This window comes from Streptomyces sp. XH2 (assembly GCF_049725035.1).
Classification (GTDB): domain Bacteria; phylum Actinomycetota; class Actinomycetes; order Streptomycetales; family Streptomycetaceae; genus Streptomyces; species Streptomyces roseoverticillatus.
The window spans coordinates 308,051-331,862 of record NZ_JBMMMZ010000013.1 but is presented as its reverse complement, the minus strand read 5'-3'; the positions used below and the strand labels follow the sequence as shown (position 1 = coordinate 331,862).

General features: G+C 72.0%; 14 protein-coding genes, 1 tRNA gene, 2 pseudogenes and 1 riboswitch. Of the genes and pseudogenes, 7 read left to right on the top strand and 10 right to left on the bottom strand.

From position 1 onward, the window contains the following. The first annotated feature begins 173 nt into the window (after positions 1-173). Positions 174-2,174 (top strand): sigma-70 family RNA polymerase sigma factor, encoded by a 2,001-nt coding sequence (locus tag ACOTKD_RS27095; RefSeq protein ID WP_424891579.1) that lies wholly within the window; start codon positions 174-176, stop codon positions 2,172-2,174. Positions 2,175-2,214: 40 nt separating this feature from the next. On the opposite strand, the gene ACOTKD_RS27090 is transcribed toward ACOTKD_RS27095, so the two are convergent. After that, a complete protein-coding gene (locus ACOTKD_RS27090) occupies positions 2,215-4,362 on the bottom strand; it encodes an asparagine synthase-related protein (protein WP_424891578.1) in 2,148 nt (715 codons plus the stop codon). A 736-nt stretch (positions 4,363-5,098) separates the two neighbouring features. Between ACOTKD_RS27090 and ACOTKD_RS27085 the strand changes: the two genes are divergently transcribed. The 4 genes from ACOTKD_RS27085 (at position 5,099) to ACOTKD_RS27070 (ending at position 10,363) form a co-directional block, all read left to right on the top strand. Next, complete coding sequence (locus tag ACOTKD_RS27085; RefSeq protein WP_424891577.1) at positions 5,099-6,547, top strand: MFS transporter; 1,449 nt, start codon at positions 5,099-5,101, stop codon at positions 6,545-6,547. A gap of 297 nt (positions 6,548-6,844) precedes the next feature. Further along, positions 6,845-8,059 carry an L-2-hydroxyglutarate oxidase gene (lhgO, locus tag ACOTKD_RS27080; protein ID WP_424891599.1) on the top strand — a complete coding sequence of 405 codons (1,215 nt, stop codon included), beginning with the start codon at positions 6,845-6,847 and terminating at the stop codon, positions 8,057-8,059. Between the two features lie 57 nt (positions 8,060-8,116). Further along, positions 8,117-8,944, top strand: a complete 828-nt coding sequence (trmB, locus tag ACOTKD_RS27075; protein WP_424891576.1) for a tRNA (guanosine(46)-N7)-methyltransferase TrmB — start codon at positions 8,117-8,119, stop codon at positions 8,942-8,944. Positions 8,945-9,025: 81 nt separating this feature from the next. After that, complete coding sequence (locus tag ACOTKD_RS27070; RefSeq protein WP_424891575.1) at positions 9,026-10,363, top strand: PrsW family intramembrane metalloprotease; 1,338 nt, start codon at positions 9,026-9,028, stop codon at positions 10,361-10,363. Between the two features lie 48 nt (positions 10,364-10,411). Here ACOTKD_RS27070 and ACOTKD_RS27065 read toward each other — a convergent pair whose 3' ends face one another. After that, positions 10,412-11,515 (bottom strand): MrcB family domain-containing protein, encoded by a 1,104-nt coding sequence (locus ACOTKD_RS27065; protein WP_424891574.1) that lies wholly within the window; start codon positions 11,513-11,515, stop codon positions 10,412-10,414. A 163-nt stretch (positions 11,516-11,678) separates the two neighbouring features. Between ACOTKD_RS27065 and ACOTKD_RS27060 the strand changes: the two genes are divergently transcribed. Continuing rightward, positions 11,679-14,816: a DUF3427 domain-containing protein gene (locus ACOTKD_RS27060; RefSeq protein WP_424891573.1), complete on the top strand. Its 3,138-nt coding sequence runs from the start codon at positions 11,679-11,681 to the stop codon at positions 14,814-14,816. Positions 14,817-14,901: 85 nt separating this feature from the next. Further along, a complete protein-coding gene (locus ACOTKD_RS27055) occupies positions 14,902-15,201 on the top strand; it encodes a hypothetical protein (protein ID WP_424891572.1) in 300 nt (99 codons plus the stop codon). 52 nt (positions 15,202-15,253) lie between these two features. Here the strand turns inward: ACOTKD_RS27055 and ACOTKD_RS27050 are convergent, their stop codons facing one another. The 8 genes and pseudogenes from ACOTKD_RS27050 to ACOTKD_RS27015 all read right to left on the bottom strand — a co-directional run. After that, on the bottom strand, positions 15,254-16,198 hold the full coding sequence (locus ACOTKD_RS27050) for an aldo/keto reductase (protein WP_424891571.1): 945 nt from the start codon (positions 16,196-16,198) through the stop codon (positions 15,254-15,256). 69 nt (positions 16,199-16,267) lie between these two features. Continuing rightward, positions 16,268-17,587: a M23 family metallopeptidase gene (locus ACOTKD_RS27045; protein ID WP_424891570.1), complete on the bottom strand. Its 1,320-nt coding sequence runs from the start codon at positions 17,585-17,587 to the stop codon at positions 16,268-16,270. A gap of 9 nt (positions 17,588-17,596) precedes the next feature. Further along, a riboswitch (cyclic di-AMP (ydaO/yuaA leader) is annotated at positions 17,597-17,730 on the bottom strand. A 213-nt stretch (positions 17,731-17,943) separates the two neighbouring features. Next, positions 17,944-19,038, bottom strand: a pseudogene (locus ACOTKD_RS27040) (PP2C family protein-serine/threonine phosphatase); the annotation flags it as partial. Between the two features lie 263 nt (positions 19,039-19,301). Continuing rightward, complete coding sequence (locus tag ACOTKD_RS27035; protein WP_424891569.1) at positions 19,302-21,035, bottom strand: DEAD/DEAH box helicase; 1,734 nt, start codon at positions 21,033-21,035, stop codon at positions 19,302-19,304. A gap of 273 nt (positions 21,036-21,308) precedes the next feature. After that, on the bottom strand, positions 21,309-21,512 hold the full coding sequence (locus tag ACOTKD_RS27030) for a cold-shock protein (RefSeq protein ID WP_030367061.1): 204 nt from the start codon (positions 21,510-21,512) through the stop codon (positions 21,309-21,311). A gap of 235 nt (positions 21,513-21,747) precedes the next feature. Further along, the gene (locus ACOTKD_RS27025) at positions 21,748-22,503 is read right to left on the bottom strand and encodes a DUF6227 family protein (RefSeq protein WP_424891568.1); all 756 of its coding nucleotides are present in this window, start codon (positions 22,501-22,503) and stop codon (positions 21,748-21,750) included. Between the two features lie 751 nt (positions 22,504-23,254). Further along, positions 23,255-23,327: transfer RNA gene (locus ACOTKD_RS27020), tRNA-Lys, on the bottom strand. Between the two features lie 132 nt (positions 23,328-23,459). Beyond that, positions 23,460-23,812, bottom strand: a pseudogene (locus ACOTKD_RS27015) (DEAD/DEAH box helicase); the annotation flags it as partial.

Genomic DNA, 23,812 nt, shown 5'->3' with positions numbered 1-23,812 from the left:
AGGCCGTCCGGGCGCATCCGGAACTCCTTCCCCGTTCGGGTGACACCCAGTGCGTCATGCGACAGAAGTCGCCCCGGACGAGTGGTTGCTGCCCAGCGCGCGCTGGTGACGGCCGCTGCTGTGCCACGCTGTCCCGGTGTTCGGGTGTACCGGCATGTACAGGGGCCTGCGCTATGGGTGTTGACGGGCAGGAAGAACCGAGCGGGAGCGAGAACGCGGACAGACCGTCCTCGCCTCTGCCCTCCGGTGAGGGGCGTCCCACCACGCCCGTGGTGCCGGGGCAGCGTCGGCGCAAGCACCGCAGGACGGATGCCGCCGCGGACGCGCCCCTCACGGACATCCAGCTGGTGGCCCGGATGCGAGCCGGCGAGAGCGATGCGTACGAGGAGCTCTACCGCCGTCACGCCCCCGCGGTCCGCCGCTACGCCCGGAGCTGCTGCCGCGACAACCACACCGCGGATGACCTGACCAACGAGGTCTTCGCGAGCACCCTTCAGGCGGTGCGGAGCGGCGCGGGTCCGGAGTCGTCGGTGCGCGCCTATCTGCTCACCACGGTGCGGCGGGTCGCGGCCTCGTGGGGGAAGAGCGCCAAGCGGGAGCAGCTCGTCGAGGACTTCGCGGAGTTCGCCTCGTCGGCCGAGCGGCTGCCGGCCGGTTCGGGGGACGGTGAGACGCTCGGCCTGGGCGCGGATGTGCTGGCCATGCAGGAGGCCGAGCACTCCCTGGCCGTGAAGGCGTTCCGCAGCCTGCCGCCGCGGTGGCAGACGGTGCTGTGGCACACCACGGTCGAGGAGGAGTCGCCGAGCGAGGTCGCGCCGCTGCTGGGGCTGACGGCCAATGCGACGGCGGTGCTGGCGCACCGGGCGCGCGAGGGCCTCAAACAGGCGTATCTGCAGGCTCATGTGAGCTCGGCGCTGACGAGCGGCGGTGACTGCGCGCGCTATGCGGACCGGCTCGGCGCGTACGCCCGGGGCGGGCTGCGGCTGCGGGCCGAGCGGGGCCTGCGCCGGCACCTGGAGAGCTGTGCGCGGTGCCGTACGGCGGCGCTGGAGGTCGCGGATGTCAATGAGCGGCTGCGGGCGCTGCTGCCGGTGGCGGTCATCGGCTGGTTCGCGGCCGGGTTCTCGGCCAAGGCGGCCGCGGGCCTGGCGGCGGGGGCGGCCGGAGCCGGTACGGCTGCGGGGGCGGGGGTAGCTGCTGCGAGCGGTGGGGCTGTTGGGGCCGGTGGTACGGGGGCGGGGGCGAGCTCCGGGGCCGGTGCGTCCGGCGGGGGCGCCGGGGGCTCCGGCAGTGCTGCTGCGAGCCATGGCCTGGGGGCGCCCGCGAAGATCGCCGTCATCGGCGGCATGGTGGCCGCGGCCGGGGCTGCCGCCGCGTACGCCCTGATCGGGCTCTCGTCCGCGCCGGACCGGACGCCGCAGGCCGAGGCCCCCAAGGCCCCGGTGGCGCCCGTGGCGACGCCCCGGCCGACGCCCGTGCCGCAGCGGAGCCACTCCCCCGGCCCGTCTCCGACGCCCACGCCGGTGCCCTCGGTGCCGACGCCCAGGGCGAAGGCGCCCGTCGCGGTGCCGACCCGTTCCGCCGACGCGGGACCCGTGGTCCCGGTCCGCGCCGCACTGCCCGAGCCGCGGCCGAAGCCGTCGCCGCCTCCCGCGCCGCCCGTCCACCGGCCTGCGCCCTCGCCGTCCCCCTCCCCGTCGCCGTCGCCTTCGCCCACCCCGTCGCCCCCGCCCCGGCCGCCGGCCGTCTACCAGCTCAACCAGCTGGCGTACGCAGGCGCCGGCGACGGTACGAGGCCGGAGGTGCGGTTGGGCGCGCACAGCTGGCTGTGGCAGCGGTACGGCCTCCGGATCGGCGGCATCACGTACGGGAACGGCGTGAGCGTGCACGCGCCCTCGGCCGTGACCATCGAGCTGAACCGGCCCTGTACGGCCTTCAGCGCCCTCGTGGGCGTCGACGACATGTCGATGGGGCTCGGTGCCGCGCAGTTCTCCGTCTACGGCGACGGAGTGCCTCTGTGGCGCTCCGGTGTGGTGCGGGGCGGGGAGCCGGCGGTGCCGGTGTACGTGCCGCTCTCCGGCCACCGCACGATCCGGCTGTCGGTGCAGCCGCAGCGCGGCATGGGGTGGACCGCGGTGTCGGACTGGGCGCGCTCGTGGATCTCCTGCGGGTAGGAGCCCCGAGGCTTCTCTCCGGGAGGCCCGAGGCGCTCCCTCACACCACCGGGCCCGGCGCCACCCCTCCCGCCACCGCCCGCTGGCGCGGTGCCGCCGAGCCGGTCCAGCACGTCCCGCGCCGGGCCAGCAGGCGCCGCAGCCACACCTCGGTGGAGACGAGCTCCGCGAGGCCGTCCAGGGGCAGCGCCCGGCCGTTCGCGGCCCCGTGCAGCGCCGCCCGGACGACGCGGGCCTCCACGAGACCGGCGTCGGCGAGCAGCGGGGTCTCGAAGAGCTCCAGCAGCGGGCCGGCGGAGGCCCGCAGCCCCGCCCGTACGGCTGCCGCGTGCGCCGCGTGCGAGGTGGCGCCCCAGCCCGGGGGCAGATCGCGCACGCCCGCTCCGGCGAGGACGGCGCGCAGGACCGCGGCGCGCGCTCCCGGCTGTACCCGGAGCGCCTCGGGGAGGGCGCGGCAGGCCCGTACGACCTCGTTGTCGAGGAAGGGGGCGTGGAGGCGCTGGCTGCGGACCTCGGCGGCCTGTTCGAGGATGCGGTGGTCGGCGGCGTGCCGGGCGAGGGCGGCGGCCGCGCGGCGCTCTCCGGGGCGTTGTGCGAGGCCTTGGGGGCGCACGGCCGCGGCCTGCAGACGAACCGATACTTCGGCCAGAGCCTCACCCGTGAGCCAGCGTGCGGCGGGCCCGGGGCGGCACCAGGTGAGGGCGGCGAGGGAGGCGTCGACGGCCCCGCCCATGCCGGCGGGGACGGCCGCGCCCGGGGTGTCGTCCACGACGGGGAAGGCCGTGGCCCGTAGCTGCCCGGCGGCCGCTTCGAGGCCTTCCCGGTAGGACGTGCGGGCCAGCCGGCGGGCCGCCCGGTAGACGGTGAAGGGGATGACGAGGGCCTGCGCGGAGGTCCTGTCGGCGCGGGCGAGCGCCGAGACGGGGCGCAGGAGGTGGCGTCGGCGGCGGTCCATCAGGAGGTCGGCGAGGCGGGCCGGGTGGGCGTCGAGGACCTGGCGGGCGCCGTGTCCGACCAGGTGGTCCGCGCCGCCCGCGGCGAGCCGGTGCCGGTGGCGTTCGGCGGTGACGAGGGAGGGGCCCGGTTCGTCGGTCAGGGGGCCGCCGGCGAGGTCGGCGTAGGGCAGGGCTTCCTCGCCCGCGGCGACGACGATGTGGCGCAGCCGGGGGTTGGCGGCGATGGCGTGGGCCCGTTCGAGTTCGGCCTGGCGGACGCGGCTGTCGTCGGTGACGAGGTCGTTGAAGGTGACGGCGAGCAGCCGTCCGCCGGTGCCGTGGCCGAGGGGGGTGCCGGGCAGGCCGGGCAGGCCGGCGGCGAGCAGCGCCAGGGTGGCTGAGGCGCTGCCTCCGGAGAGGTCGGCGCCGACGCCGGGGGCGGGGCCGCCGCGTGCGGCACGGCGGTGGGCGGGGCCCATGCCGGGCACGGGGCCGGGGTCGAGGCCGCCGGGGCCGGGGTCGGGGGCGTGCCGGGGAGCGGCGAGGCGGGTGCGGACGGCTTCGACGAGCGCGTTCCTTATGCCTTCGACGGCCTGGTCGGGCGGGAGCTGGGCGGCGGAGACGGCGAGCGACGCCGTCGGCTCGTAACCGGTGATGTCGCGGGCGCCGTCGCGCAGGACGAGGGCGTGCCCGGGCGGCACGCGTCGTACGCCCTTGTAGGGCGTGCCGTCGGCGAGGGCCTCCGGGGAGTCGGGGCAGGCGAGGAGGGCGGCGAGGTGGCCGACGTCGAGCTGGGCCTCGATGAGGTCGGCGAGGGGCAGGGCGGCGGTGGCGTAGGCGGTGCCGCCGGCCCAGGCGGTGTGGAAGACGGGCCGGGCGCCGGCCAGGTCGCCGACGACTGTGGTGCGGCGGCCGACTTGGGCGACGGCGGTGTAGCTGCCGGGCCAGGCGGTGAGGTGCCTCAGGGCGCCCCCGCGGGCGGCGACGAGCCCGGTGCGCAGTTGCTCGTCGTCGGCGCCGCAGCGGCCGAGGACGGCGAGGCGGGTGAGGGGGTCGAGGCGGACGACGCGGACCTCGTCGGGGCGCCAGTCGCCGACGGCCCACAGGGGGGCGGGGTCGCCCCACAGGAGCTGGGCGCCGACGGGGTGGACGGTCGGGGCGTCGTGGTCGTGACCGCCGTAGGTGCCGGGGGGTGCGGCACGTTGTCGCACGGTCCCCGAGGTGGTGCTGCTCCACCCCACCACCCAGCGCATGAAGCCTCCACAGGCTGTGGACAACCGACGTGGACAACCGACCGAGCACCGCGAACACCGGCTGGACGGCCATCAAGCGCCGCCATCCGCAGTCATCATGCACAGGAGGCCACCGGTTGCCACAACGAGACCACCACGAAAGAGGCAACACACCGGTCGCGCCTTTCACCCCAACTCGCGTGAATGCGGGGCGAAGTGGCGCGCCGTCAAGCCGTATGCACGCAGCCGCCGCACGCAACCGCCATGCTGTCACGTACGGAGGCGCGGAACGCCCACGCGCGCGTGCGGCGCGCCAAGGACCCGTTCCCGGTGGGCCGCAGGCCGCCTTCCGGACGGCGGTATCCGGCCAAACTCGCGGCGGTGCGGCCGTGGGGGCGCACTCGCCCGGTGCTTCGACCCACGCGTCACGGTCCGGGAGGCGGTCAGCCGCCTCCCGGACCGGTCCGCCGCCCGCGGGGAATGAGGCGGCGGCTTCCCCCAGCCCACTGGATCCAGTGCAGCGGGCCAACCCACGCAACTCCCATGGAAGCGCTCCCTTGATGGCGCGGACAGAGCGCACGGCGGGCGCACAGCCACACACAACCGGAGCACGTGCCCCTCGGTGCACGTCCGCACGGACCAGAATCTCGCCATCCGGGACACCACCTCTTAACGGTCGGGATGCGGGGAACTACGCTGGGTTTACGAATGCCCCGCGCCTATGCCGGGGCGGGCGTCGCGTCGTCGAGGGGTGCGCATGTCCAGGGAGCCACGCGGGCCGAACGAGAAGCTCGGCACCGTCCTCGCCCTCGCCGGGATCAGCAACGCCGGTCTCGCGCGCAGGGTCAACGACCTCGGTGCGCAGCGCGGATTGACGCTTCGCTATGACAAGACGTCCGTCGCGCGCTGGGTCTCGAAGGGCATGGTGCCCCAGGGAGCGGCGCCCCATCTGATCGCCGCGGCGATCGCCGGCAAGCTCGGCCGGCCCGTCCCGCTGCACGAGATCGGCCTCGCGGACGCGGATCCGGCGCCCGAGGTGGGGCTCTCCTTTCCGCGCGATGTCGGCCAGGCCGTGCGCTCCGCGACGGAGCTGTACAGGCTGGATCTCGCCGGTCGGCGAGGGGGCGGCGGCATCTGGCAGAGCCTGGCCGGATCCTTCTCCGTCAGCGCCTACGCCACGCCCGCCTCCCGGTGGCTGATAACCCCCGCCGACAGCTCGGTCGCGCGCGAGGCCCACACGGCGGCCGGTGAGGCCGAGGGCGGGGGCGGCCCGGACGGCGCCATACCGCAGCGCGTGGGCCACAGTGACGTCAGCAAGCTGCGGGAGGCCGCGGAGGACGCGCGCCGCTGGGACTCCAAGTACGGCGGGGGCGACTGGCGTTCGTCGATGGTCCCCGAGTGCCTGCGGGTCGACGCGGCGCCCCTGCTGCTCGGTTCGTACAGCGACGAGGTGGGGCGCTCGCTCTTCGGCGCCACCGCGGAGCTGACCCGGCTGGCCGGCTGGATGGCCTTCGACACCGGCCAGCAGGAGGCCGCGCAGCGGTACTACATCCAGGCCCTGCGGCTCGCCCGCGCGGCCGCGGACGTGCCCCTGGGCGGCTACGTACTGGCCTCGATGAGCCTGCAGGCCACGTACCGCGGCTTCGCCGACGAGGGCGTCGACCTGGCCCAGGCCGCCCTCGAGCGCAATCGCGGCCTGGCCACCGCCCGCACCATGAGCTTCTTCCGCCTGGTCGAGGCCCGCGCCCAGGCCAAGGCCGGGGACGCACCCGCGTGCGGTGCCGCGCTGAAGGCCGCCGAGGGCTGGCTGGAGCGGGCCCGTGCGGGCGATCCGGACCCGTCCTGGCTCGACTTCTACACCCACGAGCGGTTCGCCGCGGATGCCGCCGAGTGCTACCGCGACCTGCGCATGCCCCGGCAGGTGCAGCGCTTCACGGAGCAGGCGCTGGCCCGGCCGACGGAGGAGTTCGTCCGCTCGCACGGGCTGCGGCTCGTGGTGTCCGCCGTCGCCGAGCTGGAGTCCGGCAATCTGGACGCGGCCTGCGCGGCCGGCACGCGGGCCGTGGAGGTCGCGGGCCGGATCTCCTCGGCGCGCACCACGGAGTACGTGCGCGATCTGCTGCACCGGCTGGAGCCGTACGGGGACGAGCCGCGGGTGGTGGAGCTGCGGGAGAGGGCGCGGCCGCTGCTGGTGTCGCTGGCGTGAGGGCGGCTGCCGGTGCTGTTGGTGGTCCCGGCGGGGGTTCCGGCGTGAGCGCGTGATCGTTTCCTGACCCGGGTGCTCCCGTCCGGCGTCCGACGTGGGTCTGTCCGAAGTCTGACCTCGGCCTGCCCGAAGTCTGACCTCGGCCTGCCCGAAGTCTGACCTGGGCCTGTCCGATGTATGACCTGGGTTTCGACCGGATGTCAGTGGCGCAGGTCATGATGGGGGGCGTGGGTGAGGCGCCGAGGGGTCCCGGATGCCCGGTCGCGGGTGTGCCGGCAGGCGCGGGGAGGTGACGTGGTGAGGGCGTACGACTGCGATGTGCTGGTGGTCGGCGGGGGCATCGTGGGCCTGTCGACGGCCTATGCGATCACGCGCGCCCGGCCGGGTGCGCGCGTCGTGGTGCTGGAGAAGGAGCCGGGCCCCGCGCTGCACCAGACCGGGCGCAACAGCGGAGTGATCCACAGCGGGATCTACTACCGCCCGGGGTCGTTCAAGGCGCGGTTCGCGGTGCGGGGCGCGGCGGAGATGGTGAAGTTCTGCGCCGAGCACGGCCTGCCGCACGAGGTGAGCGGCAAGCTGATCGTGGCCACGGACCAGGCGGAGCTGCCCAGGCTGCACGCCCTCGTCCAGCGCGGCCGGGAGAACGGCGTGCCGGTGCGCGAGCTCGGCCCCGCCCAGATAGCCGAGTACGAGCCGCACGTCCGCGGCACGGCGGCCATCCACGTCGGCTCGACGGGCGTGTGCGACTACGGCGCGGTGGCGCGCTGCCTGGTCCGTCTGGCGGAGGATGCGGGGGCCTCCGTGCGGTACGGGGCGGAGGCGCGCGTGATCGGGCGGCGCGGTGCGGCGGTCGCGGTGCGCACGGGGCTCGGCGAGGTGCTGCGCGCCCGCGCGCTGGTCAATTGCGCGGGTCTGCACAGCGACCGCGTCGCGCGGCTCGCGGGCGACGACCCCGACGTGCGGATCGTCCCCTTCCGCGGGGAGTACTTCGAGCTGGCCCCGGGGCGGACGGAGCTGGTGCGCGGCCTGGTCTATCCGGTGCCGGACCCGGCCTTCCCGTTCCTGGGCGTCCACCTCACGCGGGGCATCGACGGCACGGTCCACCTGGGGCCGAACGCGGTCCCGGCGCTCGCCCGCGAGGGCTACGGCCGGCTGACGGTGCGCCCCGGCGAGCTGGCGGGGACGGTGGGCTGGCCCGGCTCCTGGCAGCTCGCCCGCCGCCACTGGCGGTACGGCGCGGGAGAGGTGCGGCGCTCGCTGTCCAAGCGCGCCTTCACGCAGGCGGCGCGCCGGCTGCTGCCGGAGCTGACGGCGGCGGACCTGATACCGGCGCCGTCGGGCGTGCGGGCGCAGGCGGTGCTGCGGGACGGCACGCTCGTGGACGACTTCCTGTTCGCCGAGTCGCCGCGGATGGTGCACGTGCTGAACGCTCCCTCGCCGGCGGCGACGGCCTCGCTGCCGATCGGGCGGGAGGTGGCGCGGCGGGCCCTGCGGGCGATGGATGCCCTCTGACCTGCAGAGACCGGAATCCCATGGTCAATTCCCGCGCGCCCGTAGAATTGAATAACTGTGTCCGAGAACCACGCATCCCCCTCAGCCCCCGCTCCGGCCGCCGACGCTGCCGCGGCGCCGGTCCCTGCGCAGCAGGCCCCCGGCCGCCGCCGCGAGCCGATGTTCCCCGACGGTCCGGCGCCGGACCCGGCGGGCTCGCACCACGAGCGGCGCATCCGCTCCTTCCAGCCGCGCCGCAGCCGGGTCACGACCGGCCAGGGCGAGGCCCTGCGCCGTCTGTGGCCCAAGTGGGGTCTCGACATCGACGGCCTGAGCAAGCTGGACCTCGGCGAGCTCTTCGGCGACCCCGAGCTGCCGGTCGTGCTGGAGATCGGCTTCGGCATGGGCGAGGCCACGGCCAAGATGGCGGCGGCCGACCCGGGCACGGGCATCCTCGCCTGCGACGTGCACACCCCCGGCCAGGGCAACCTCCTCGGCCTGGCCGAGCGGAACGGCCTGGACAACATCCGGGTCGCCAACGGCGACGCGATCATCCTGCTCCGCGAGATGCTCGCTCCGGACTCCCTCGCGGGCCTGCGCGTCTACTTCCCGGACCCGTGGCCCAAGAAGCGGCATCACAAGCGCCGGCTGATCCAGCCGGAGTTCCTGGCCCTGGCGGCCACGCGCATGGCCCCGGGCGCGCTGCTGCACTGCGCGACGGACTGGGAGCCGTACGCGGAGCAGATGCTGGAGGTCCTCTCCGCGGCGCCGGACTTCGAGAACACCCAGCCGGACGGGGGCTTCGCGCCGCGGCCGGAGTTCCGCCCGCTGACGCGGTTCGAGGGCCAGGGCCTGGACAAGGGGCACGTGGTCCACGACCTGCTGTTCCGCCGCAAGGCCCACTGACGCACGCCGGGGGCGGCCGGGGAGAGCACCGGCCCCCGGAATAACGAGGCCGCCCCGACGTCCCTTGGTTAGGGTCATCGGGTGCATGAGTCCCCACCCCACCAGCAGCCGGTAGCCGGGCCGGTGCCCGCCTCCGGTCAGCAGCCGAACTTTCCCGCGATGCCCGCCCCCGCGGGCTGGCGCTACAAACCGCGCCGCGCCCTGTGGGACAACAAGGCGGTGCGCGCCGGTGGGCTGATCCTGCTCCTGGCCCTGTGCGGCCTGGTCATCCTGGCCCTGGTGCGGGAGCAGACCGGCACCGAGGGGTTCCTGGTGGGGCTCGGCCTCGCCGTCCTGCCCGTGCCGCTGCTGGTGGCGGCGTTCCGCTGGATGGACCGCGTCGAGCCGAAGCCCTGGAAGAACCTGGTCTTCGCCTTCTCGTGGGGCGCGTGCGCGGCCACGCTGATGGCCATCATCGCGAACGGCTACGCCACCGAGTGGCTGCTGAGCTCCGTCGACCTCGCGCAGCGCCCGGAGGCCGACAAGTGGGGGGCGACCTTCGTCGCGCCCGTGGTGGAAGAGACCGGCAAGGCGGCCGCGGTCCTCCTGCTGTTCCTCTTCCGCCGCCGGGACTTCAACAACACCGTCGACGGCGTGGTGATCGCGGGCATCACCGCCACGGGCTTCGCGTTCACCGAGAACATCCTCTACCTGGGCAACGCCTTCGCCACCGACCAGAGCTTCGGCCACGAGGGCGTGCCGGCGGCCACGGCGGCCACCTTCTTCATGCGCGTCCTGATGTCGCCGTTCGCCCACCCGCTCTTCACGACCATGACGGGCCTCGGCTTCGGCATCGCGGCCACCCTGGCCCCGCGCCGCAAGGTCATCCGCGTCCTCGTCCCCCTCGCGGGCCTGCTCACCGCGATGGTCCTGCACTCCGTCTGGAACGGCTCGGCCAGCCTGTCGCCCCTGGCCTTCCTCGCGGTCTACGCCCTCTTCATGGTGCCCGTCTTCGGCGTCCTGACCTGGCTGGCGATCTGGTCCCGCCAGAACGAGCTGCGCACGATACGCACCTTCCTCCCGGCCTACCAGATCGCCGGCTGGCTCACCCCGCCCGAGCCCCTCGCCCTCTCCTCGATGCGCGCCCGCGGCATAGCCCGCGACGTGGCCCGGCGCACCGGCGGCCCGGCGGCGGCCCGCACGGTGGCGGAGTACATCTCGTTCGCGACGTCCCTGGCCTTCCTCCGCCAGCGCGCCCACAACGGCACGGCGGGCCCCGACTTCACCGCCCGCGAACAGGAACTCCTCCACCACCTCTGGACCCGCAAACACATAGCCCAACCGGCCCTGACCCAGGCTTCGGCGACACTGCCTCGGCCGTTCGCACCTCCGCCGGCGTGGGGGGCCGGCTGGCCCCAGGGGCCGGGGCAGTACCGCTGACGATTCGGCGCTCTGAAGGGAGACCTTCAGAGCGCCGAATCGTTTCCCTCAATCGACCAGGCCGGCAGCGACCGCAGACGGAGTGCCTTCCCAGCCCCCGGAGGTCATCCAGACCGAGGCTATGCCCAGACTTTCCAGGTACGGGGCGTACGCCTTGATGTCCTCGGTGAACAGCGCCAGCAGGTAGGGCTTGGCAACCTCGTGTCCCCCGTCGCCGTCGCCCTCGTAGAGGAAGTGGCTGTACTCAAAGAGCTGCCCTACGGCCTCGCGCACGGCCGATGTGGGGTTGCTGCGCTTCACGGTCTTGGCTTCCACCAACCATTCGTGCCCGCCCCTCCGCAGCACGATGTCCTTGGGGTGCTCGGTGTCTGCCGTGAACCCACGACCGCTGATGTACTCCACAAACCGGTTGATCAGTTCCTCGTGATCGCGAGTCTTCTTGATCGTGCGCTCAGGGATGTGAGCTACGTAGTCGCTACTGTCCTTGGGGCGGAAGCCCTTCAGGCCCTTGGGCTTACTGTGGTCCACCTTCGCGACGTAGGACACCTGTAGCCCACTGGGCGCCGTCTCGACCGCGACCCTCCCCTCGGCCGCAGCAGCCTGCTGTAGGACCTCGGCCAGGTGCCAAAGGTCCATGCGGAGGGCATCCTCGTTCGGCAAGGCGCCCAGGTCGTAGCAACGCGCCGCCACGCTCCCCGCTTCATAGGACAACGGCCTTGCAACCGCGCTCTTGAAGTCGGGTCGGGCTTCCCAGCCAGCCACCGACTCCGCCGCAAGCTCAGCCAGCAACGCCGCTGCCCTGGTCTCCAGGTAGCTTCGGAGCCGACCCCCCTTCCCCAGCTCTTCGGACAGCCGGGTCATACCTTGCTGGAGCGTGAGGGTCACGGTCTCGAGGTCGGCGGCGAAGATGTAGGCGAGGTACAGACCTGCCTTCGGGTCGTCGTTCAGGCGCTGATCAAAGACCCCGATCCAAGGCGTCTCCGCCGCGTTCCCGTTCCCCCCGTGCCCCTCAACCTTGTAGCCCACTGGCACGGTCGTAGCGAGGCGCTGGCCGGCGTCGCGCAGGAGCGCCTGCGCAGGAACATCTTCCTTCGTGCCCAAGGTGGCGTCGTACGTCGCACCTATCTCAAGCAGCAGATCACGGATCCCCATGACCAGACCCTATGCAGAAGCGATCGAAAGACATCGCCATGCGGCCAAGTCTCGACAGATACGCGCCGTTGGGCGCGATCCCTGTACAGAACGTGCCACCGCCCTGTCGTACCCCGCTGGTAGAACTTGGCCATTGGTTGGAAGACAAGGGGGGCATACGTCCATGACTGAACGCTTCAGCCACCACACGCCCGTGCCAGGGCTCTACGAGCAGCTGATCACCTCTCGCCTCGAAGAGCACCTGATGACTCTGCAGGCCAACGGCTGGCGGGCCACCGCCCAACCGGTCGGCGAGCACTCCACTCCCCACGTGCTGGCGCGCCACATCGGCCAAACCGTCCATCGGATCCTTGCCTCACTGAACCCGTCCGAGCAGGTAACGGCGGCCAACCACATCCTCGAGTCCATGAGCAGTCTCGAAGGAGCGCAACAGTGGATCGAGGTCATCGCAGATGGCCCACGCCAGCTCCTCGCCATCGCCGAGCAGGAAGCCGCAGGCGCCTACACCGTCCGTCCCGCCACCCCCCTGTCCGACACCGCGCTGCTCACCAACTCACCCGAGGACCCCAACCTAGGCTTCGAGTTGCGAGCCGAGCTCGCCACGGCGGACCGCGTTGACCTGCTCTGCGCCTTCGTGAAGTGGCACGGCCTGCGCGTGTTGGAAGAGTCCCTCGAAGGTGCAGCGTCCCGAGGCGTACCCATCCGTGTCATCACGACCACCTATATGGGAGCCACGGAACGGAAGGCACTGGACCGTCTGGTCAGGGACTTCAACGCCGAAGTCAAGGTCAACTACGAGCTCAGGTCCACGCGCCTACACGCCAAGGCTTGGCTGCTCCGTCGAAACAGCGGCTACGACACCGCCTACGTGGGCAGCTCCAACCTCTCTCGTGCCGCGCTCCTCGACGGCCTGGAGTGGAACGTGCGGCTATCGTCCGTGGCGACCCCATCAGTACTGAAGAAGTTTGAGGCTACGTTCGACTCGTACTGGAGCGAGGCGGCCTTCGAGACCTACGTCCCGGAGAGGGACGGAGAGCGGCTGGACGAGGCACTGAAGCAAGCTGGGGGTAGGCAGCGGGGAGACGGCACGACCCTCAGCCTGTCCGGCCTGGAGGTACGGCCGTTCCCGCACCAGAAGGACATGCTGGAGCAACTGCAGATCGAACGCGATGTGCACGACCGTCACCAGAATCTGCTCGTAGCGGCCACAGGCACAGGAAAGACGGTCATGGCCGCGCTCGACTATCGGGCGCTACGCACAACGCTTCAGGATCGCAAACTCAAACTCCTCTTCGTTGCGCACCGCAAGGAAATTCTCAAGCAATCCATAGCAACTTACCAACACGTCTTGAACGACGCCAACTTCGGAGAACTCTGGGTTGGCGGCAATATTCCCGAAGAATGGACGCATGTCTTCGCCAGTGTCCAGTCCCTGTCCGCTCAAGCTCTAGAACGCTTCGCGCCGCATCACTTCGACGTGATCGTCATTGATGAGTTTCATCATGGCGCCTCACCGACCTATCGACGCGTCCTGGACCACTTCAAGCCGACAGAACTCCTAGGCCTGACCGCGACACCTGAGCGCATGGATGGCCAGAACGTTCAAGATGAGTTTTTCGACGGCCGCATCGCAGCTGAAATGCGCTTGTGGGAGGCATTGGAAAATGACCTACTCAGCCCCTTCCATTACTTCGGCATCGCCGACAGCGTGGATCTGGAAGGTCTCACGTGGAAACGTGGAGCCTACGACACAAACGAGTTGGACAAGCTATTCACTGGCAATCACGCCAGGGCCCGCCTCGTCGCCAAGGCCGTACAAGACAAGGTGACTGACCCAAGCAGCATGCGCGCCCTAGGTTTCTGCGTATCAGTGGCCCATGCGCGCTTCATGGCTCAGTTCTTTCAGCAGGCTGGCATCAACGCCCAGGCCCTCGACGGCTCAACACCGCCCTTCGAGCGTGCTCAAGCTCTGACCGAGCTGCGGGACGGAAGGATCCAGATCCTCTTCTCCGTCGACTTGTTCAATGAGGGCTTGGACATCCCCGACGTGGACACCTTGCTCCTCCTCAGGCCTACCTCGAGTGCCACCGTGTTCCTCCAGCAGCTCGGCCGCGGCCTGCGACGTACGCCCGACAAGGCCGTCCTCACGGTCCTCGACTTCATCGGGCAACATCGCAAGGAGTTCCGCTTCGAAGAGCAGTTCCGCGCGTTGACCAACCTCACCCGCAAGCGCCTGGTCGACAACATGGAGCAGGACTTCCCGCTGCTGCCCTCCGGCTGCCAGATCGTGCTCGATCGGAAGTCCAAGAAACGCATTCTGGAGAACATCAAGAATCAGATCAACGTCAACGTCACACAGCTGACGAGAGAGGTTGCCGCCTACGCTCTGCCCAAGCTTCCGGACTACCTTCGCGAGAGCCAGCGCGAGCTCAAGGAGCTCTACCGCTCGGGCAACTCCTGGACGCGACTGCTGCGCAGGGCCCGCCTCCTGCCCGAGGGCGGACCCGAAGGCGAAGAGGCCCTACTTAAGCGCGTCGCAGCATTCCTCCACGTCGACGACCCCGACCGTGTAACTGCCTACAGCCGGCTTCTCGAAGACGGCGCCCCTACGTACGAGGCCTTGGACGAGCGCGAACGGGCGTACGCCCGCATGCTCTTCTTCACGCTTTGGCCACTCGGCGGTAACTTCACCTCATACGACGAAGGCTTCCGTACGCTTGCTGGCCAAACAGCATTTCGTAGCGAACTGCGACAGGTTCTGAGTTACAACCTCGCTCACACGCAGCACCTCCCCGTCCAGCTCATTGGCTCTCGTGCCAACACCCCGTTGACCGTGCACGCCTCCTACAGCAGAGAAGAGATCCTTCCCGCCCTGGGAGCAGCGGAGCTGGGAGGATTTCTGCCTGGTCATTTCCGTGAGGGGGTGAAGTGGTGCCAGGACGCCAAGGTAGATGCTCTCCTCATCACCCTTGAGAAAGATGAGAAGGACTTCTCTCCGGAGACGCGCTACAAGGACTACGCGAGGAGCCCTGAGCTCTTCCACTGGGAGTCCCAGAACCAGACGTCCAGCACTTCGCCCACAGGCGTCCGGTACCAGACTCACCAGGCGCAGGGCTCAGACGTCTTCCTGTTTGTCCGCCGGTACAAGAAGAACGACATAGGTGGCGCACAGCCCTGGATGCTGCTGGGCCCGGCTGAGTACGTCTCGCACGAGGGCAGCAACCCCATGGGCATCATCTGGAAGCTCAAGCACGAGATGCCGGCCGACGTGTGGACGTACTCCACCATCGCTGCTGGTTGATCTGCGCTGCTGGCCCGCGCACAACGCTGGACAGCAGCCCGGCGTAGCCTCGAAACCGTTGGGTTTCTTGATGCGGAGGTGCGGGATGGCTCGGGTTCCTGCGGGTGTGGTTGCTGCGGGTGGGCTTGTTGGTGGGTACGCGGTTGCCCGGTGGACCAAGAAGCGGCCGCTTGGTGGGGTTGCGCTGGCTGTGGCCGGTGGGGTGGCTGCTCGGCAGTGGGCCGGGGCGGTCGGGGCGCCCAAGGCCGCGGCGCTGACCGGGCTGTACGTTGCCGCGTTCGGCGGGTCTCATCCGCTGGCCAAGAAGATCGGGGCTTGGCCTTCCGTGTTCGCCGTTGCCGGTGGGGTGGCCCTTGCCTCCTGGGTGGTGGAGAGCCGGGCCTGATCAGCAGGACAGGGCCTCGGGCGGCGTCTTTTCCGCCCGAGGCCCTCATCGGTTACGCCGACGCCTCCGTCAGGCTCTTCAGCTCCTCCTCCGTGAGCTTCAGGTCCGCCACCGCCAGCAGCGCCGGCAGCTGGTCCACCGTGCGGGCGCTGGCCAGCGGGGAGGCCACGGTCGGCTGGGCCGCCAGCCAGGCCAGGGCCACCGTCGCGAGCTCCGCGTCGTGGGCCGCGGCTACCTGGTCCAGGGCGGCCAGGACCCGGAGGCCGCGCTCCGACTCCAGGTACTTGCCGGCCGCCCCCGCGCGGGCGCTGTCCACGGCCGCCCCGGGGCGGTACTTGCCGGTGAGGAAGCCGGAGGCCAGGGCCCAGTAGGGGACCGCCGCCAGGCCGTGCCGCGCCGCCACGGACGCCAGGGCGCCCTCGTAGGTGTCGCGGGAGACCAGGTTGTAGTGGGGCTGGATCGCCACGTACTTGGCCAGACCCGAGGCGTCCGAGAACTCCAGGGCCTCCTGCAGGCGCTCCGGCGTGATGTTGGAGGCCGCGATCTCGCGGACCTTGCCCTCCTTCACCAGCGCGTCGAGCGCGGTGATGAACTCCTCCACCGGCACCGACGGATCGTCGTAGTGCGTGTAGTAGAGGTCGATGTAGTCGGTGCGGAGGCGGCGCAGGGACTCCTCCACGCCCGACTTGATCACCGATGCGCGCAGGCCCCGCGGCTCGGGGACGCCCGCGCCGACCTTGGTGGCGAGGACGATGTCGGCGCGGTTGCCGCGCGAGGCGAACCAGTTGCCGAGGACGGTCTCCGACTCGCCGCCCTGATTGCCCGGGACCCAGGCGGAGTAGACGTCGGCGGTGTCGATGAAGTTGCCGCCCGCCGCCGCGTACGCGTCGAGGACCGCGAAGGACTCCGCCTCGTCCGCCGTCCAGCCGAAGACGTTGCCGCCGAGGGCGAGCGGGTGGACGGAGAGGTTGCCGATCTTCTTGTGGATGTCAGCCATGCATCATCTCAGCGTCCTTACCGGAGCAGGTATTCCGTTTCGGCTCCGCTCGCCCGGCAGCGCCGTCGGCTACGGCTGCAGGCCCCTGCCCCGCAGCCACCCCAGCGGATCGATCGGTGCGCCACCGCCCGGCCGGACCTCCAGGTGCAGATGCGGCCCCGTGACGTTGCCCGTCGCGCCGACCCGGCCTATGACCTGGCCCGCAGCGACCTTGCCCGACGTGGCCACCATCGACGACAGGTGGCAGAACCACAGCTCCGTACCGTCGTCGAGCCTCAGCACGATGCGGTAGCCGTACGCCCCCGCCCAGCCGGCCTGGGTGATCGTGCCGCCGCCCACCGCCTTCACCGGCGTGCCGGTCGGGGCGGCGAAGTCCTCGCCCGTGTGGTGCGCGGACCACATGTTGCCCGCCTGCCCGAAGCCGGCCGTCAGGGTGTACGAGCCGACGGGGAGGGTGAACGCTCCGGACTGCCCGGAACGACGGGCGGAGGCCCTGCCCGAGCTCGCCCTCTTCTCCGTCCGCTTCGCGGCCTGCTTCTCGGCCTGCTTCTTCTCGGGGGCCCGTTCCTCTGTCTTCTCCGGCGTCCGCTCGTGAGTCCGCGTCTGCGCCTGCGTCCGCTCCGGCGTCCGGCCCTGCTCCGCCTGCTTCTGCTCCGCCGCCGCGGCCGCCGCGGTCCGCGCCGCCTCCGCCTCGGCCGCCTTGCGCTCCGCCGCCTGCTTCTGCGCCGCCGCGGCCACCCTCACCTGGGCCGCCTGCGCCTCGTCCTCGGCCACGCCCTGCTGGTGATCGGCCTGCTCCATGATCCTCGCCCGGAGCGCCTCACCCGCCTTCGCCGCCTCCTGGGCCACCTCGGAAGCAGCCGCACCGGTCTCCTCGCCGAGGGAGTCGGCCGTGCCCGCCGCGCTCCCCGCGAAGAACGAGCCCACCCCCGGCAGCTGCGCCAGGTCGGGCACGGATATCGAGGCCGCCGGGCGCTCCTGGGCGCTCGCCATCCCGCCCGCGCCGACCGCCGCGATGACGCCCACGCCGAGCACGGCACCGCTGCGGGCCATCGTGCCGCCGCGCTGCTTGACGACGCGGTGGCGCCCGCGGCCCGCGCCGAACGAGAAGGCGCTGAAGGCGGAGGGTTCGTACGACCGCTCATGCGCGGGCCGGTCCGCCCCGTGCGACGGCTCCGGGTCCGGCTCGTACGGCGGTGCGTACGCCGGTACGAGCGGCGGGTCGTAGGAGGCCTGCTCATAGGAGGCGTGCCCGTAGGACTCGTAGGAGGCGCGCTCGTACGAGGTGTGCTCGTAAGCGGCTTGCTCGTACGAGGTGCGCTCGTACGAGGCGGCAGGCTCGTAAGGGGCGGGCAGCTCGTAAGGATCGGCAGGCTCGTTGGATGCCACGAAGGCACTCCTTTCCTTCCTTCTCGCCTACCGGGTTAGCTGACGGGTTCGGAGCAGGAAGGTCTCCTACGGGCCGCGTGCGGCCCGATTCACCCCAGGGTGGTGGTTCCCCGGTTCCCAGAACGTGCCGGTGTATCAGATGGTGCTGTGCCCGCGGGATTCGGCGAAGGCGCACGGTGCACCGCCTCTTGTGGCGGTTGCGACGACCGCGCTCCGTTATCGAACGTTAATAGACATGCCGGGTGGATTCCAAGCCGAAAGCCCGAATCCACCGCTCTCCCTGACAGCTCTTCACAGGACGTCCGCCCACGGAGCCTGTCGATGCTTTCCACGAAATGCTGTTCGATTCGCTCGCCGCGCCGGATCGCCAACAGCGCCATGTCGTCGGCCGCCTGACCGCCCGAATGACGCGTGACCTCGGCGACCAGGCTGTCCAGCAGCGCCTCCGGGCTCTTGAACTGCCGACCCGTCAGCTCCGCCCGCGGGTCGTAGAACGCGCCGTCGGCGTCCCTGGCCTCGGTCACCCCGTCCGTCATCAGCAGCAGCATCGACCCCGCGGGGAACTCCCGCTCCTCGGCCCGGTCCGCCCACACCCCCAGGTCCCCCAGCCCGAGCGGCAGGGCGGGCACGGTGGGGTCGGCCGCGCCGACCCGCCCGTCCGCGTGCAGCAGGAGCGGCGGCGGGTGGCCGCGGTTCAGCAGGCGGAGTACGGGTTGCCCCGGCGGCAGCTCCGCCAGGACGGCCGTGGTGAAGCCCTCGTACTGGTCCAGGTTCCCGCGCCGCGCGCCCTCCCGCTGCAGTGCGCGCTCCAGCCGCCCCGCGACCCCCTCCAGCGTCGGCTCCTGCTCGGCCGCCTCACGGAAGGCGCCGATCACGACGGCGACGGCCTCGACCGCGCCCAGGCCCTTGCCGCGGACGTCGCCGACGACGGCCCGTACGCCGTGAGGAGTGTCCTGGACCGCGTACAGATCCCCGCCGATCCGGGCGCCGGCGTGCGCGGCCACGTAGCGCGCGGCCACCCGCAGGCCGCCGATGCGGGAGGGAGGCGCGGGCAGGACGGCGCGCTGAGCGGCCTCCGCGATGCCGCGGGCGGAGGCGAGCTGCTGGTCGCTGCGGCGGGCGATGCGGTTGATGCCCAGTGCGACCAGGGAGACCGTGCCGATGGTGGCGATCTCGGCCAGCGCCTCACCGGTGTCGGACGGCCGGTGGTAGATCACGAGGCCGACCGCGACCGCCACCGCGGCCAGGGCGGCCGCGACGGTGGCGCGGAGGGTGTGCAGGGGCGCCGCCACGAGGGGGGCGGCGGAGAGGAAGGGGGCGCAGGTGTAGTTCGCGGGCGCCCCGAGCCCGAAGAGGGCGCCGCCGGTGATCAGGAAGGCCGGGAGCCTACGGGCAACGCGGCGGACGGTGCGCCCCGCGGCGCGGCAGGCAGTTCGGCTCACCCCTCCCACCCTTCCGGGCGGGAGGTCACCGGGCGAACGGTGCTCGGCCGATCGGGGAACTCACCGGGCCAGGAGCCCGGGCACTCAGGTACCTGACCGGTCAGGATCCCGATCGGTCAGTACCCCGACCGGTCAGTACCCCGACCGGTCCGCCGCCCGACCGGTCCGCCGTCCGAGCAGTCAGGCATCCGAGCAGTCAGGCGCCCGAGCAGTCAGGCGCCCGGGCAGTCAGGGGCCCGGGCAGTCAGGGGCCGGACACCGGCCCCCGGCCGTCAGGAAGACGCGCGGCGCTGCCGTGCGCCCCCGCCCCCGTTGCCACCGCGACCGGCACGCCCGGCACCGCCGCCGGCCCCACGGCCCGCGCCGCCACCGGCACCGCGGCCCGCGCCGGAGCCCGCACCACGACCGGCACCGCCGGCGAAGGAGGAACCGGAAGAGGAACCAGAGGAACCAAAACCGGAAGAGGAAGCCCCGGCAGAGCCCTCCCCGCGACCGCGTCCACGACCGCCACGCGACCCGCGCGTGCCCCGGGACCCGCGCGACCCGGCAGCAGCCGCAGCCCCGCCGGCCGCTCCGGCGGAGGCACCCGAGCCCCCGCCGCTGCGCTTGCGCGGCGTCGCCTGGGCCGGCACCGGCGGAGGAATGACGACCGCCACGCCGCTCGGCTCCTGGGCGCCCGTGATGCGCACGAGCTCCGGGTGGTCCGGGCCGACGGTGACGACGTTCGGGGAGATCTTGGCCGTGGCCATCATCCGGCTCATCTCGCGCCGCTGCTCGGGCAGCACCAGCGTGACGACCGTGCCGGACTCGCCCGCGCGCGCCGTACGGCCGCCGCGGTGCAGGTAGTCCTTGTGGTCCATGGGCGGGTCGACGTTCACGACGAGGTCGAGGCCGTCGATGTGGATGCCGCGGGCGGCGACGTTCGTGGCGATCAGCGCCGTGACCTGATCCGTACGGAAGAGGTCCAGCGTGCGGTTGCGCTGCGGCTGGCTCTTGCCGCCGTGCAGCGCGGCGGCGCGGACGCCCTCGGAGAGCAGCTTCTTCACCAGCCGGTCGGCGCCGCGCTTGGTGTCCACGAACATGATCACGCGCCCGTCGCGGGCGGCGATCCGGGTGACCGTGTCCTTCTTGTCCGTCTCGGTGACGTGCAGCAGGTGGTGGTCCATCGTGGCGACCGCGCCCACGGACGCGTCGACGGAGTGCGTCACCGGGTCGGACAGGAAGCGGCGGACGAGCCGGTCGACGTTGCGGTCGAGGGTCGCGGAGAACAGCATCCGCTGGCCCTCCGGGTCGACCTGGTCGAGCAGCCGGGTGACCTGCGGCAGGAAGCCCATGTCGGCCATCTGGTCGGCCTCGTCCAGGACGGTGATCCGCACGTCGCCGAGCTTGCAGTCGCCGCGCTGGATGAGGTCCGCGAGGCGGCCCGGCGTGGCGACGAGCACCTCGGCGCCGCGCGCGAGCGTCTGGGCCTGGCGGCCGATCGACATGCCGCCGACGACCGTGGCCGTCCGCAGGTTCACGGCGGTGGCGTACGGGGCGAGCGAGTCGGTGACCTGCTGAGCCAGCTCGCGGGTGGGGACGAGAACGAGCGCGAGCGGGCGACCGGGCTCGGCGCGGCGGCCGGCCGTACGGGCCAGCAGGGCCAGGCCGAACGCGAGGGTCTTACCGGAGCCGGTGCGGCCGCGGCCGAGGACGTCACGGCCGGTGAGCGAGTTCGGCAGCGTCGCGGCCTGGATGGGGAACGGCTCGGTGACGCCCTCGCGGGTGAGCGTGGAGAGCAGCGCGGCCGGCATGTCCAGGTCGGCGAAGGACGCGACCGGCGGCAGCGCCGGGGTCGTGCTCACCGGGGTCTCGAAGTCGCCCTGGGGGGCGGCGGGCCGGCGGTTCGCGGGCCGGGCGCCACCACGGCCCTGCTGGGAGCCGCGGCCGGGCCGGTCGGAGCGATCGGAGCGGTTCTGCTGGGGCCCGCGGGGCGAGCGGGTCGTCGGACGAGCGGAGCGAGTCATGCGGGTGGGACCTTCCCTCAAAGGGGGTGGACACGCCCGGAAAGGAGACTTCGCATCGCGAGGCCGCCGCCCTCAAGGAAAAGGAGCGGGAACGGCAGAACGGCGGAAAAGCCTGGGCGCGCTGGGTGCGGGACGACGACGGCCGGTGCACAGCGGGCGCCGGCCGGCGCGGGGGCAGCAATGGGGCCCGCACCCAGTGGTGCGGGCCCCATTGCCTGTGTGCTTCATGCAGAGCCCGGGGCCGCCGTCAGGCGGTCCGGGCGGGCATCATCGTCAGGCGGCGACGATGTTCTCGGCCTGCAGGCCCTTCTGGCCCTGCGTGACGTCGAAGGAAACCTTCTGGCCCTCGAACAGCTCACGGAAGCCGTTGGAGGCGATGTTCGAGTAGTGGGCGAAGACGTCGGGGCCGCCGCCGTCCTGCTCGATGAAGCCGAAGCCCTTTTCCGAGTTGAACCACTTCACGGTGCCAGTAGCCATGTCTATCTCCTTAGTGGATACACCCTCGACGGATGCCGAAAGGTGCAATGGGCCCCACACCGGAATAGACCGGCAAAAACAAAAATGCGCCGTCGGTTCACATAACCGTCAGGCGCACACGAGTTCATGGGTACCACAACTGAAACGTCAGTTCAGCGTAGCACACGCACGCACTGCTCCCTAGCACACGTCGGCGGCCCCCGTTCCACCGCCCGCCGACGGTGCCTGCCCGCTCCTACAGCTCCACGCCCTGCGCGCGGGCGTGCCGGTCCGCGGCGACCTCGGCCTCCGTCTCGTCCAGGTAGACCTCGCAGACCAGGCGGCCGTCCCTGTTCATGTTGTGCTCCAGCTCCCAGAGGCTGAGCTCGCCCCCGCCCTCCAGCAGGAACGCATGCTCGTAGAAGCGGCACCAGGTGGCGTCGCGCCCGGCGCCCCGGCGCCTCGGCTTGGTGATCAGCGCGATGTGGTGGCCGAGCGCCCCCTGGAGCAGCTCGCGCACCACCTCGCCGGGCCCGTCCTCGTTCTCCGCGCGCCGCAGCAGCCGCCGCGCGTGGTCGGGCGAGGCGTCGGCGACGTACTCCCGGCGGGGCTGGACCGGCCCCATGGCCAGCAGCAGCTCCTCCGCCAGCCAGGCCGGCAGCTCGTCGCCCTCACTGCCGGGCCCGATCCCGCCGCCGATCCGCTCGTGCACGCGCCGCTCGGCCCGGTCGAGGGCGTCCTCGTCGGCGTAGAGCTCGTAGACGAAGGCGTCCTCCGGGCCGGTGTCGTGCTCCAGCTCGAACAGCAGCAGGCTGCTGCCGTCGGCCAGCAGGAAGACGTGCCGGTACGCATTGCAGCGCAGCGGGCGGTGCTCGTCGTTGCGCTGGCGGTACGAGCGGAGCTCCGCCTGATGCATCAGCGCCGTCCCCAGCCGGGCCAGGACCGGCTCGCCGATCTCGAACCCGTTCTGGGCCCGCTTCAGCAGTGTCGCCACGTGCTCGGCGGGCGACATCTCGGACCCTGGGGCCCCCGCCGCGGCCCCCGGGGCTCCCGCCCCGGCCCGCGCGGCTCCCGCGGGCCCGGCCGGCCCCTGGCCGTGCTCCGTGCGCCCCCTGTGCGCCCTGCACGCCGGGGACTGGTCTCCCCGCTCCCCTCGCTCGCTTCCGCTTCCGCTCCCACCGGCTCGCGAGTTCTCCATGCCTCCGACCTCCCGGCCCTCGCCGCACCCACCCCGCGCACTTACCGTAGCGGCGCGAACACAAGGCGGGTGCGGGGTTTCGGGGAACTGGGTGCGCGGAGGGCCGGGCACGCGGGGGGCGTCCAAGGGTGGCTCGGAGGGTGGGGCGTGCGCGGCCCGTGCGCCCCCCGGCGGATCCGGCCCCGGCGAAGGCTTGCGGACCCGGTCCGGCAAAGGCGTGCGAACCCGGTCCGGCGAAGGCGTCGTGGAGCAGCCGGAGCGCGTGGATTTGATCAGCCGGCCCGCAGCGGTCCGTCGGGATCAGTCAGCTCCATCGGGATCAGTCAGGTCCGTCGGGATCAGTCGGCTCCATCGGGATCGGTGAGGTCTGTCAGGATCGGTGGGGTTCGTCGAAGCACCCGCCACATGTCCCGCTGGTTCACGAGGAATTCGTGGACCGCTCCCGTCCGGATGGGCACGCCATGGCCGCGCAGACACCCCCCACAACGCCGGACGCCCCGCCCGGCAAGAACCGGACGGGGCGCTCCACAGCAGGTCAGCGGCGTAAAGCCGGACCCTCATCGCGTAGGCCGTGTGGGACTCGAACCCACAACCAATGGATTAAAAGTCCACTGCTCTGCCAATTGAGCTAACGGCCCGCACCCCGCAGCATAGCCCGGCCGACCGTGTTATCCCGAGTCGTTATGGCCGATGAGTCGGACGGACTCGCAGACGCAGCGGGGCCCGTACGCCACCGAAGTGCCGTACGGGCCCCAAATCACCTGCGGTTATCAGCCGTTGCGCTTCCAGCGCGGCTTGTCGTCGCGGCGGCCGAAGGAACCGGCGCCACCGCGGTGGTCGTCGCGGCGGCCGTTCGGGCGGTCGTGGCCGCCGGAACGGAAGCCGCCGCCGGCCGGACGGTCGTCACGACGGTCACGGTTGAACGGACGGTCGCTGCCGCCGGAGCGGAAACCGCCGCCGTGCGAGGGGCGGTCGTCGCGACGGAAGCCGCCCGACGGACGGTCGTCACGGCGGAAGCCGCCGGAGCGGTTGTCGTCACGACGGAAGCCACCGGAGGGACGGTCGTCGCGGCGGAAGCCGCCGGAGCGGTTGTCATCACGACGGTCGTCACGGCGGAAGCCGC